Source organism: Promicromonospora sp. NPDC060204, assembly GCF_042728455.1.
Classification (GTDB): Bacteria; Actinomycetota; Actinomycetes; order Actinomycetales; family Cellulomonadaceae; genus Promicromonospora.
Map to the genome: position 1 here is coordinate 1 of NZ_JBHWZO010000194.1, position 11,799 is coordinate 11,799.

The window sequence follows — 11,799 nt, forward strand, 5'->3', positions numbered from 1 at the left end:
GGTCGGCACAGGCCTGTGCCGACCTCGATGCAAACTGCCGAGTCTGCGGCGCAAACTGCCGACCGCACCGGCACGGCACCCCTGACAGCACGTCTCAGGCTGCCGCTCGCGCCGCGCCGCGCGGCCGGACGAGCCCCAGCTCGGCGAGGCTGCGGCCGGTGTCGACGAGCGTCTCCCGCACTGGCCGCATGTCCCAGCCGAGCTCGCGGCGCGCCTTGTCGGCGCTGACGAGCTCCGCGCTGCCGACGAAGTCGAGGCCGAGCCGCACCTCCCGGTCGAACCGGCCGACCGTCCAGAGCATCCAGTACGGCATCCTGCGCCGCGGTACTCGGTAGCCCTGCGGCCCGAACTCCTCGTCGAGGATCCGCGCGAGGTCGCCGAACCAGAAGTTGTCGCCGGCACAGATGTACCGCTGGCCCGCGGCGTCGGGCGACTCCATGGCCAGCCGGTGCGCCCGCGCCACGTCGCGCACGTCGACCGGGGCGAAGCCGAGCTCCGGGACCGCCGGGATCTCCCGGCCCAGCAGCCTGCGCACCAGCGCCACCGACGTGCCGGACGCCGCGTGCTGCACCGGACCCAGGACGAGCCCCGGGTTGATCACCGTCAGCTCGAGCTCGGGGTGGTCCGCCGCGAAGCTCCAGGCCGCGCGCTCCGCCAGCGTCTTGCTCTTGGCATAGGGCGCGATCCGGTCCGGGTCGCTCCAGTCCTCCTCGGTGCACCGCCGGTCGCCCTCGCGCGAGCCGGCCGCGCTCACTGCGGCCAGCGACGACGTCATGACCACGCGCCGCACCCCGGCCCGCGCGCCCGCCCCCAGGACCCGCAGCGTGCCGTCGACGGCCGGCCCGACCAGCTCGTTCTCGTCCCGCGGCGGCGCGGCCGGGAACGGCGAGGCCATGTGCAGCACGTACTCCTGCCCGGAGACTGCCTCGTCCCAGCCCGCGTCGCGGGCCAGATCGGCCTCCACCAGGTCGAGCCGCCCCCCGGCCGCGTCCGCGATGCGGCGCAGATGCGCCACCCGCGCGGGATCCCGCAGCGAGCGCACGGTCCCGCGCACCTCGTGACCGTTCCTCAGCAGCTCCTCGATCGCGTGCCCGGCGATGAACCCCGTGGCGCCGGTGACAAGAACCCTCGACATCGCGTCTCCAGTCTGAGCAGTGTTTAGATTATGAGCACCGTATAGATTTCGGCCATGGAGGTCAACGGGTCACGCAAACGGGAGACGTACCACCACGGCGCGCTGCGCGAGGAGCTGATCGAGGCGTGCGTGCGGCTCATCGAGGCCGAAGGGATCGCCGCCGTGAGCCTGCGGCGCGTCGCCCGCGAGGCCGGCGTGAGCCCGGGCGCGCCCTACCACCACTTCGCGGACCGGGCGGCGCTGCTGTCCGCGATCTCGGCCCGCGGCTTCGACCTGCTCACCCAGGACCTGTTGGGCGCCGTCGGCCGGCCGGGCACGACGTCGGGCGGCGACGAGGTCTCGCGGACGGTCGCCGCCTACGTCGCCTTCGCCCGGCGGCAGCCGGGCCACTTCCAGGTCATGTTCCGCCCCGAACTCTCCGAGCCCGAGAAGCACCCGGCCGTGCAGGAGGCGGGCGACGCCGCGCTCCAGGTGCTGACCGACCTCGTCGGCCGGCTCGGCGTCGCCGACCCGCACGCGCTCGGGCTCACGCTCTGGGCCACCGGGCACGGCCTGGCGGCCCTGGCGCTCGACGGCCTGCTGGACCAGAAGGCCGAGACCTGGGACGCCGACCCCGACGACCTGCTCGCCCGTGCCGTCGGCCAGATCGGCCGGTCGGTCGACGCCCTCACCGGGAACGGCACGGAGAGCGGGCAGACGCCGGAGCCGCGCGGCTAGCCGTCACCGGCAAGCGCGGCTAACGCTCGGCCACGAGCACCGCGAAGCCGTCCAGGTGCCGCGCCAGGCCGTACTCGAACTGCGCGTCCAGGTCGCGCGCGGCGTCCACGGGGACCGCGGCGAGCCGCGGGAACCGCCCGGAGCGGAGCAGCTCGCCCGCGCGGGCGGCGCGCTCGGCATGCCACCGGTCGAGGGTGACGCCGCTGTCCTGCTCCGCCTCGACCTCGTCCGCCAGGGACAGCGCGGCGGTCAGGACCAGCCCGTGCAGGGCGAGCGCCTCCCGCATCAGGATCGTCGGGTCCAGCCCGAACCCGTCGAGCGCGCGGAGCGTCCACTCGGTCTGCGCCATCATGTTCGGCGCCAGCAGCGGACGCGTGAACGAGACCGTCCGGGGCAGCCAGAGATGCCTGCGGCACAGCCGCCACTGCCGGCGCGCGGCGAGCTCGAGCCGGGCGCGCCAGCCCTCCGGCCCGATCTTCGGCAGCTCGATCTCGCCGAAGACCCGGTCGGCCATCTCGACCAGCAGCTCGTCCTTGTTGGCGACGTGCCGGTACAGCGACATGGGGCCGACGCCGAGGTGGGCGGCGAGCCGACGCATCGACACCGCCTCCAGGCCCTCGGTGTCGGCGATCTCGACGGCGGCCCGCAGCAGCTCGTCCCGGCTCAGCCCCGGGTCCGACGGCGGGCGGGCGGCTGCTCGCGCTCCCGCCGGGACCGACGCCGGCGTTGCCGGTGCCGGTGCCGTTGCCGGTGCCGCCGGCGTCGTCCGCCCCGTGACGGGCCGCCCGGCCCGCTCGCGCCGCGCGAGGTCGCTGACCACCGTGCCGGAACCGACCCGCGCCTCGACCAGGCCCTCGTCGCGGAGGACGGCGGTCACGCGGGTCGCCGTCGCGACCGCGACGCCCCACCGCTGCGCGATCTGGCGCACGGAGGGCACCCGGTCCCCCGGGCGCAGGTCGCCCGCCAGGATCTTGGCGCGCAGCTCGCCCGCGATCTGCCGGTACGGCGGCTCCACCTGATGCGGCGACGCGTACATGCACCCCTCCGGTTCGTCGAACGACCTTCCGGTCGAGGCAAGTGTACTAGTTCAGTTCGTGGTCGAACCAGGACACTTCTCGCCCGACTTCACTGCTCATCATGGTTGTGGCTCGCTACTGTCGACAACAGACCAGTACCACGATACGCCGTACGCATCACGCGTCCGGCCTGACGCAGGGAGAACCCATGAAGAACCGGAGCGTCCTCATCTCCGGCGCCGGGATCGGCGGTCCGACGCTCGCGTACTGGCTGCACCGGTACGGCTTCGACGTGACCGTCGTCGAGCGCGCCCCGGCGCCCCGGACGGGCGGCCACGCCGTCGACATCCGCGGCACCGCCCGCGAGGTGGCCGAGCGGGCCGGGATCGTGCCCGCCGTCCGCGCCGCGCACACCGGAGCGCGGGGCATGGCGTTCGTGGACGAGCGCAACCGGCGCGTCGCGACCCTCGGCATCGACGTCTTCGGCGACTCGGGCGGCCCCGTCGCCGAGCTGGCGATCCTGCGCACCGATCTCGCCCGCATCCTGCACGAGGCGTCGCGGGACGACGTCGAGTACATCTTCGGCGACTCGGTCGTGGCCGCCGAGCAGAACGACGTCGGGATCCAGGTCCGGTTCGAGAGCGGTACGGCCCGCCGGTTCGACCTGCTGGTCGGCGCCGACGGCGTGCGCTCCACGGTGCGCCGGCTGGTGTTCGGCCCCGACGAGCGGTACCTCCGCGACCTGGGCTGTTACGTCTCGCTGTTCAGCACCACGACCACGCTGCCGCACGACGGCTGGCAGCTCATGTACACGATGCCCGCCGGCGGCGGGCGTCCGGGCCGGACAGCCGGCATCTACCCGCGCACCGCACCGGGCACCGCGCTGGCCGCGTTCTTCCTGCGCTCGGCCCCGCTCCGGTACGACCGCGGCGACGTCGACGAGCAGAAGCGGATCGTGACGCGCGCCTTCGAGGGCGACGGCTGGGAGATCCCGCGACTGCTGTCGACGATCGACGACGCGTCCGACTTCTACTTCGACCGGGTCGTGCAGGTCGAGGTGGACGGCTGGTCGCGCGGCCGGACCGTGCTGCTCGGGGACGCCGCCTACTGCGCGTCGCCCATGTCGGGCATCGGGACCAGCCTCGCCCTCGTCGGGGCGTACGTGCTCGCGGGCGAGCTCGCCGCCGCCGACGGCGACCACACGCGCGCCTACCCCGCGTACGCGCGGCAGATGCGCGAGTTCGTCGACCGGGCCCAGGAGTTCGCCCGCACCTCGGGCGACAACGGCCTGATGCCGGACTCCCGGGCCCAGATCCGGATGCGCAACCTGGCGGTCCGGGTGCTCCCGTTCCTGCCGCGCGCCCTCGTGGGCCGCGGCATGGAACGGGTCGCCAACACGGTCGAGCTCAAGGACTACGCCGCCCTGGCGCACCGCTGACGCGGCCGCGCACCACGAACCGGTCACCACCCCGAAGGAGAGCAACCATGCAGGTCAGCACGTTCCTCTGGTTCGACGGACGCGCCCAGGAGGCGGCGGAGCACTACATCGGGATCCTCGACCACTCCCGGATCCTCGACGTTGACCGCACGCCCGGCGGCCAGGTCACGACGGTCGCCTTCGAGCTGGCCGGGCAGCGCTGCATCGCCTTCGACGGCGGGCCGCGGTTCGCCTTCACCCCCGCCGTGTCGCTGTACGTCGAGTGCGCCACGCAGGAGGAGCTCGACCGGGTGTGGGCGGCCCTGGCCGACGGCGGCACCGAGGGACCGGGCGGGTCGCTGACCGACCGCTTCGGCGTGTCCTGGCAGGTGCTGCCGAGCGCCCTGGCCGACCTGCTCGACGGCGCCGGCCCGGCGGCCGCAGCTCGGGTCCTCGACGCCGTGCACGGCATGACGAGGATCGACATCGGCGCGCTGGTCGAGGCACACGACGGCTGACCCGGCCGCACCTGCTCAGGCACGGCCGGGCCGCATGACGCCGGGTCAGGCCCTCGTCACGCCCAGCGCTCGCCGCGCCGGTTGGGCTCCTCGATGGGCCCGGCGTCGACGAAGGTCCGCGCCCGCACGGCGCCGGCGTCGTCCAGGAGCCACAGGTGCAGGCGGGCCGACGACACCGGGCCGGGCGGCGGCACCGTGACCCGCACGGCCGGGCTGAGCACGAACGGCTTGGCCTCGACGGTCTCCGACCCGACGCCGGACGACCCGGCTGCGCCGAGGTCGCCGCCGTCCGACGCGCCGTCGACCGGGGCCTCGCCGAACGGCGTGCCCGCCGGCACCCAGGCCGCGCGGACCCGCCCGCGCACCACGCCCGGGCCGTGGTGCGAGACGTGCACGTCGAGGCCGAGCTCGGCGCCCGGCACGGGGAGGTCGGCGCCCGCGTGCGCGGGGACCAGGTCGACCACGAGCACCGTCTCGGCGTTCATGTCGCGTGGTTCGAGGCCGCCGCGGTCCTTGGGCCGGCGGTCGACGTCGAGCAGGCCCGCCATCTCGTGCTCGACGTCGGCCAGCTCGGTGTAGACGTAGCCGGCGAACCGGTCGTGCCGGCGCAGCTCCTGGGTCTGCCAGCGCAGGTGCCAGGCCCGTTCGAGGCTGGTGAACCCCGCCCCGTACTCGCTGTTCAGCACGGGCAGCCCGGTGCGCGGGTGGTCCGCCGACCCGTACAGCGACTTCCTGGCCAGGAAGTCGGCCGCGAGCCGGACCGGGAAGTCCTCGCCCGTGCCGTCCGCGAGCGCCGCGACGTTCGCGGCCCAGGCGGCGGGGTCCTCGTCGTAGTAGTGCCAGTCCACGAGGTCGGTGCGGACGTGGGCCCAGCCGGAGTTCTCGACGATGGGGCGCGTGTCGTCCAGGGCGCGCAGCGTGTCGTAGGCCCGGACGGCGGCGTCGGCCCGGTCGGTGCTGCCGGGGATGTCCCAGTCGAGGCCCCACTCCTCGTTGTAGAGGCCCCAGATCACGATGCTGGGGTGGTTGCCGTCGCGCTCGACCATGGGCGCGACCTGCTCCTCGAACGCCAGCGCGGCCTCGGGGCTGAACCGGCTGGGGGCGGGCGGCTCGGCCCAGACCAGCATGCCCGTGCGGTCGGCGTGGTGCAGCCAGCGCGGGTCCTCCAGCTTGATGTGCTTGCGGACCAGGTTGTAGCCGAGGTCGCGGGCGTGCTCCAGGTCGGCGACCAGGGTGTCGACGTCGGGGGCGGTGAGGCCGGAGTCGGGCCAGTAGCCCTGGTCGAGGACGCCGCGCAGGTAGATCCGCTCGTCGTTGAGGTACAGGTGCTCGCCGCGGCGGTCGATGCGGCGCAGCCCGCCGGTGATCGCGACGGCGTCGGGCTCGGCGGCGCGGTCCGCCCCCGCGGACCGGGTCGTCACCGTGAGCACGTACAGGTGCGGGTCCGCGGGGCTCCAGAGCCGGGGTTCCGCGATCTCCAGACGGCCCGACGCCGCGCCCGCGCCGTCGGCGACCAGGTCCAGACGCTCCCCCGCGCCGGACCCGGCCGTGCCGGAACCCGCCGTGACCTCCGCGGTCACCACCGCACCCGCGGGCGCGTCGCCCGCGACGTCCACGGAGACGTCGAACCCGGTCAGCGAGTCGCCCCGCACCGCGACGCGGGCCGCGTAGGTGCGCCCGCGCGCCTCCAGCCAGACGGGCTGCCAGATGCCGGACGTCGGGGTGAACGAGACGCCGTCGTAGTCGTCGCGCGGGATGGACCGCTGCTTGCCGTGCGGGATGGCGCGCTTGTCGGCGGGCGCGTGCACCTCGACCTCCAGCGTCCCGGTGCCGCTGGGCGGGAGGACGCCGTCGAGGTCCACCTCGAAGGGGGTGGACCCGCCGACGTGCTCGGCGACCTGGACGCCGTCGACCCGGACGACGGCGCGGTGGTGCACGGCGCCGAAGCACAGCACGGCCCGCGCCCCCGCCCAGGCGGCGGGGACGGTGACCTGACGGCGGTAGGTCGCGTGCTCCAGCCAGGTGCGCCCGACGCCGGACGCCGCCGTCTCCCAGGCGAACGGGACGGTGACCGGCACCGTGCCGCCGGGCACGTCGAGGTCCCACGTGCCGTCCAGGCTGGCCCAGCGGCCGGAGCGGTCGCGGTCGGGCCGGGGGTAGGCGGGGTCGGAGGTCTCGGGGCGAGCGGCGTCGGGGCGCGGAGGAGCCGAGGTCATGTGTGTCTGCCTTTCAGGAATGCGGGGTTCAGCCCTTGACGCTTCCGGCGAGGATGCCGTTGATGAAGTGCCGCTGGAGTGCGATGAAGACGATGAGGAGCGGGACGAGGGCGATCGACGCGGCGGCGAGCAGCTCGCCGGTCACGGTCGCGTAGTCGGCCCCGACGCGGTTGCCGGTGATGTTCTGCGCGAGGGTGGACAGGACCACCTGCAGCGTGGCCATCCGCTCGGAGCTCGCCGCCACCACGGGCCAGACGAAGTCGTTGTAGATGTTCATGACGGTCAGGACCGCCAGGCCGGCCAGGGCGGGCCGGATCACGGGCAGCACGATCCTGGTGAAGATGCCGAACTCGCCGCAGCCGTCGACGCGCGCGGCGTCGAGCAGCTCGTCCGGGACGTCGGCGATCACCTGGCGCATCCAGAAGATGGCGAAGGCGTCCACGGCGCCGGGCAGCACGAGCGCCTGGTAGGTGTTGACCCACCCCAGCGACTTCATCTCCAGCAGCAGCGGGATGATCAGCACGATCGTGGGCAGCATCAGCGTGATCAGCACCGTGCCGAACAGCAGGTCGCGGCCCGGGAACCGGTACTTGGCGAACGCGTAGGCGGCCAGCGGGGCGCAGAACAGCGTGATGGTCCCCTTGGTGACCAGCACGACGGCGGTGTTGAGGAAGCCCTGCCCGATCGGCACGTCGGCGAACATCCGCCGGTAGTTGTCCAGGGTCAGCGCCGTCAGGTCCAGGCCCAGCGGGTCGCTGATGATCTGCGTGGCCGGCTTGAACGCCGAGACCAGCGCCCAGACGACCGGGGCGAGGAAGGCCAGGGCGAGCAGCAGCAGGAAGGCCTGCGAGCCGACGGCGGCGGGCAGCCCGCGGGGGCTCGTCCGGGGCGGCCGGGTCGTCGTCGCGCGGGTCCGGTCCGACCGGGTCCCGGCCGGGCTGGGGGCGTGCGTGGTGGTCATGTCAGTCCTCCGTCCGCAGGAACCGGACGAACAGCAGCGAGAGGCCCATGACGACGATCACGAGCAGGAACGAGTTCGCCGCCCCGGTGCCGAGGTCGCCGCGGGTGATGTGCTCGTACAGGTGCAGGCCCGCGGTGGTCGTCGAGTTGTAGGGGCCGCCGTCCGTCACCACGAACGGCTCGGCGAACATCTGGAACACGGCCAGCGTCTGGAGCACCACGGAGAACATCAGGGTGCGTCGCACCAGCGGCACGGTGATGCTCCAGAGCTGGCGCGTGCGGGAGGCGCCGTCGATCGAGGCGGCCTCGTAGACGCTCGCGTCGATCGACTGGAGGCCCGACAGCAGGATGATCACGATGAAGCCCGTGGTCTTCCACAGGAACAGCAGCGCCAGGGTCGGCTTGGCCCACTCGCTGGTGGTGAGCCAGCCGACGTCGGGCAGGCCGACGAGGTTGAGCAGGCCGTTGACGGCCCCGAACTCCTGGTCGAAGACGACCACCCAGATCTGGGCGACGGCCACGAGCGGCGTCACGAACGGCACCAGGAACGCGATGCGGTAGAAGGAGCGCATGCGGATCTTCGCGCTGTTCAGGAGCACTGCGACGAGCAGGCCGAGCACCACCTGGACCGGCACGATCATCAGCCAGAGCACCGCCGAGTTGGCCAGCGAGCCCCAGAACATGTCGTTGCCGAGCAGGTAGGTGTAGTTGTCCCAGCCGACCCATGTCGCCGCGCCCGAGCCGCGCCAGTCGGTGAAGCTCAGGCGCAGCGTGAACAGCATCGGGTAGACGCTGAACGCGACGAAGATCGCGACGAACGGGAGGACGAACACGTACGGCGCGACCTTGCGGGGCAGCCAGGGCCGCAGGAGCGGCCGGCCCTGGCTCCCCCGGACGCGCTCCGGGCTGACGAGCGTGCTCACTGCCGGTCGACGAGGTTCGTCTGGATGTCGGCGGTCGACTGCTCGATGACCTCGTCGGGGGTCATGTCGCCGTCGTACATCCGCTGGACGTTGGTGCCGAGGTAGTCGACCGCGCCGGTCCACCAGGTCGGGGCGGGCGCCCCGCCGGGGATCTGCGCGCCGGCCTCGACGGCAGTGGTCCACAGGTCCTGCCCGCCGAGCCCCTCGACGGGGCCGAACAGCGGCTTCGCGGGGTCGGCCGCCGGGGCGTACGCCGGGATCGACGTCGCCAGGCCGTTCGGGTAGGTGTCGTTCTCGCCCCAGACGGCGCTGTAGCCGTCCTCGTGGAACATCAGGAACTCGTAGAACAGCCAGGCCAGGTCGGAGTTCTCGCCGTCCTTCGGCAGCACGAACGACGAGCCGCCCATGGCACCGGAGCGCGCCCCGCCGTCCTCCCACGCGGGCAGCGGCATGGCGCGCCAGTCGCCGCTGGTCTTCGTGAGCTGCTGCTCGGGGGCGAAGCTGAACCAGATGGCCCAGGGGTAGAACACCTGGTCACCGGACTCCAGGGCGCCGACGTCGCTGGGCGACAGGTACTCCGCCCGCGTGCCGAGGCCCTCCTGGTTGACGGTGTCGAGCCAGCCGAGCACCTGCCGGTACTCGTCGGAGTCGAGCGTCAGCTCGCCGTTGTCGTCGGCCAGCGCCGTGCCGAGCTGGCTCGCGTACATCTCGAGCTGGAGCTGGCCGAGGAACGGGCTCTGCTCCAGGTGGATCGGCTTCGACCCCGGCACCGCCTCCTGGTACTCACGGGCCGCCGCGAGCAGGTCGTCGTAGGTCTCGATCTGCGTCGCGTCGATCCCGGCGTCGGTCAGCGCCTTCTCGTTGTAAAAGAGCAGGCCCGGGTCCAGGTCGAACGGCACGCCGTAGATGGCGCCGTCCTGGGAGTTGACGTCGATCTTCTGCGGGGCGATGTCGTCCGTGTACGGGGCCAGCACGTCGGTGAGGTCCCAGAGGTGGTCGGAGAAGCCGGCCACCTTGGCGTCGTCGAGGAACACGCCGTCGGGCACGTCGGCCCCGGTGATCAGGGTGTTCTGCAGCTTGGCGTCGATGTCCACGGCCTCGTGGTGGACAGTGATGTCGGGGTAGACCTCGTTGAAGTCGTCGATGACGGCCTCGAACACGTTGAACAGGTCGCCGGACCGGTCCCAGATGGTGATCTCGCCCTGCGGCGACTCCTCGGCGGGAGCCTGGAGGCGCTCGGCGGACGCCGCGGCGTCGTCCGGGCCGGCCTCGCCGCTCGTGATGGCGGGGCCGCACGCGGTGAGCGTGACCGCCAGGGTCAGGGCTCCGGCGGTGACGGCCGCCGCGGTGCGGGTGGCCGAAGGGCGGCCGGCGGCCGCCCGGGTGGTGCGAATCGGGTGCATGAGCACTCCCTTGTGCATGCGCGGGGCGTGGCGCCCCGCGAGGTTTTCAACGTGTGCAAACTAGCTCGGCTTTGCGTACGTTGCAAGGCCTATCCTTAGGTCCACCAGGATGAAAGGGGACCGCGGTGCCGATCACACTGCGCGATGTGGCAGAGAAAGCCCAGGTCTCGGTGCGGACGGTGTCGAACGTCGTCGCTGGATACACGCACGTGAGCGAGCGGACCCGGCAGCGCGTGCAGGCCGCGATCGAGGAGCTCGACTACCGGCCGAACCCGGTGGCCCGCACGCTGCGCACGGGGCGCACCGGCGTGCTGGCGCTCGTGGTCCCGGAGATCGACGTGCCCTACTTCGCGGAGCTCGCGCGAGAGGTGATCGACGCCGCCGCCGCGCTCGGCTACCGCGTCATGGTCGACCAGACGGGGCACGACCACGAGCGCGAGCGCCGGCTCCTGACCGGCGCCGACCGCACCATGCTGTTCGACGGCGTCCTGTTCACCCCCCTGGTGACGCAGGGCGAGCTGGCCGAGATGGAGCCCAGCCGGTCGATGCCGCTCGTCCTGCTCGGCGAGCACGACTTCGACGGCCGCTACGACCACGTGGCCATCGACAACGTGCAGGCCGCCCACGACGCGACGGCGCACCTCATCGCCACCGGCCGCACCCGCATCGCGGCGATCGGCGTCCAGCCCGACGAGGACTACACCACCCCGCGCCAGCGCACCCTGGGCTACGAGCGCGCCCTGGCCGAGGCCGGGCTGACTCCGGAGCGCGACCTGCTGCGCCCGGCCGCGCACTACAGCCGGGCCGACGGGTACGACGCCGCCACGGCGCTGCTCGCCCTGCCCGAGCCGCCCGACGCGATCTTCTGCTACTCCGACCTGCTCGCCATGGGCGCGATGCGCGCCGTCTTCGACGCCGGACGCAGCGTGCCGGACGACGTCGCCGTGATCGGCGTCGACGACATCGAGGAGGGCAAGTACACACACCCCAGCCTGTCGACCGTCTCGCTCGACACCCCGTTCATCGCCCGCCAGGCCGTGGGCCGGATCGCCGAGCGCATCGACGACCCGGACACCCCGGCGGTCGAGGTCACGGCGCCACACACCCTGGTGGTCCGAGAGAGCACGGCGGTGCCGGCCGGGGGGTGATCGGGCCGGGGGGGTGCCGGCGGGGCTGCCGGTGCTGCCAGGGGGAGTTGTCAGGTCGAGCGGCCGGTCGGGCGGCCAGGCGGGGGCTGCCGGGCGGGGCTGCCGGTGGAGCTGCCAGGCGGGAGCTGCCGGGCCGAGCGGCCAGGCGGGAGCTGCCCGGCGGGGCGGCCAAGCGGGACCAGTGCGCCCTGGGGCCGGCGGCGGCGTCAGGTTCGGCAGTTTGCCCCGCAGACTCGGCAGCTTGCCCTGCAGAGTCGACAGTTTGCTCCGCAGAGTCGGCAGTTCGCATCGAAGTCGGCAGTTTGCCGCGCAGAGTCGGCAGTTTGCATTGAGGTCGGCACAGGCC

Annotated in this window: 10 protein-coding genes; 4 read left to right on the plus strand and 6 right to left on the minus strand. The window is 73.1% G+C overall.

Annotation, left to right across the window (positions count from 1 at the left end; genetic code table 11):
- Positions 1 to 94: 94 nt before the first annotated feature.
- Positions 95 to 1,135 carry an SDR family oxidoreductase gene (locus ACFWEJ_RS21045; RefSeq protein WP_377231138.1) on the minus strand — a complete coding sequence of 347 codons (1,041 nt, stop codon included), beginning with the start codon at positions 1,133 to 1,135 and terminating at the stop codon, positions 95 to 97.
- Positions 1,136 to 1,189: 54 nt separating this feature from the next.
- On the opposite strand from ACFWEJ_RS21045, the gene ACFWEJ_RS21050 reads away from it, so the two are divergent.
- Positions 1,190 to 1,852 carry a TetR/AcrR family transcriptional regulator gene (locus ACFWEJ_RS21050; protein WP_377231139.1) on the plus strand — a complete coding sequence of 221 codons (663 nt, stop codon included), beginning with the start codon at positions 1,190 to 1,192 and terminating at the stop codon, positions 1,850 to 1,852.
- A 19-nt stretch (positions 1,853 to 1,871) separates the two neighbouring features.
- On the opposite strand, the gene ACFWEJ_RS21055 is transcribed toward ACFWEJ_RS21050, so the two are convergent.
- Positions 1,872 to 2,888: a GntR family transcriptional regulator gene (locus tag ACFWEJ_RS21055; RefSeq protein ID WP_377231140.1), complete on the minus strand. Its 1,017-nt coding sequence runs from the start codon at positions 2,886 to 2,888 to the stop codon at positions 1,872 to 1,874.
- Between the two features lie 188 nt (positions 2,889 to 3,076).
- On the opposite strand from ACFWEJ_RS21055, the gene ACFWEJ_RS21060 reads away from it, so the two are divergent.
- A complete protein-coding gene (locus tag ACFWEJ_RS21060) occupies positions 3,077 to 4,306 on the plus strand; it encodes an FAD-dependent monooxygenase (RefSeq protein WP_377231141.1) in 1,230 nt (409 codons plus the stop codon).
- A 47-nt stretch (positions 4,307 to 4,353) separates the two neighbouring features.
- The gene (locus ACFWEJ_RS21065) at positions 4,354 to 4,803 is read left to right on the plus strand and encodes a VOC family protein (protein ID WP_377231142.1); all 450 of its coding nucleotides are present in this window, start codon (positions 4,354 to 4,356) and stop codon (positions 4,801 to 4,803) included.
- Between the two features lie 56 nt (positions 4,804 to 4,859).
- Here ACFWEJ_RS21065 and ACFWEJ_RS21070 read toward each other — a convergent pair whose 3' ends face one another.
- The 4 genes from ACFWEJ_RS21070 to ACFWEJ_RS21085 are packed head-to-tail and all read right to left on the minus strand — an operon-like array spanning position 4,860 to position 10,305.
- Positions 4,860 to 7,019, minus strand: coding sequence for a glycoside hydrolase family 2 protein (locus ACFWEJ_RS21070; RefSeq protein ID WP_377231143.1), 2,160 nt, complete (start codon positions 7,017 to 7,019; stop codon positions 4,860 to 4,862).
- 28 nt (positions 7,020 to 7,047) lie between these two features.
- Positions 7,048 to 7,980, minus strand: a complete 933-nt coding sequence (locus tag ACFWEJ_RS21075) for a carbohydrate ABC transporter permease (protein ID WP_377231144.1) — start codon at positions 7,978 to 7,980, stop codon at positions 7,048 to 7,050.
- Between the two features lies 1 nt (position 7,981).
- On the minus strand, positions 7,982 to 8,902 hold the full coding sequence (locus tag ACFWEJ_RS21080; RefSeq protein WP_377231145.1) for a carbohydrate ABC transporter permease: 921 nt from the start codon (positions 8,900 to 8,902) through the stop codon (positions 7,982 to 7,984).
- Positions 8,899 to 10,305 (minus strand): ABC transporter substrate-binding protein, encoded by a 1,407-nt coding sequence (locus ACFWEJ_RS21085; protein ID WP_377231146.1) that lies wholly within the window; start codon positions 10,303 to 10,305, stop codon positions 8,899 to 8,901. The genes ACFWEJ_RS21080 and ACFWEJ_RS21085 overlap by 4 nt, the downstream gene beginning before the upstream one ends.
- A 146-nt stretch (positions 10,306 to 10,451) precedes the next feature.
- On the opposite strand from ACFWEJ_RS21085, the gene ACFWEJ_RS21090 reads away from it, so the two are divergent.
- Complete coding sequence (locus ACFWEJ_RS21090; protein WP_377231147.1) at positions 10,452 to 11,453, plus strand: LacI family DNA-binding transcriptional regulator; 1,002 nt, start codon at positions 10,452 to 10,454, stop codon at positions 11,451 to 11,453.
- Positions 11,454 to 11,799 lie beyond the last annotated feature (346 nt).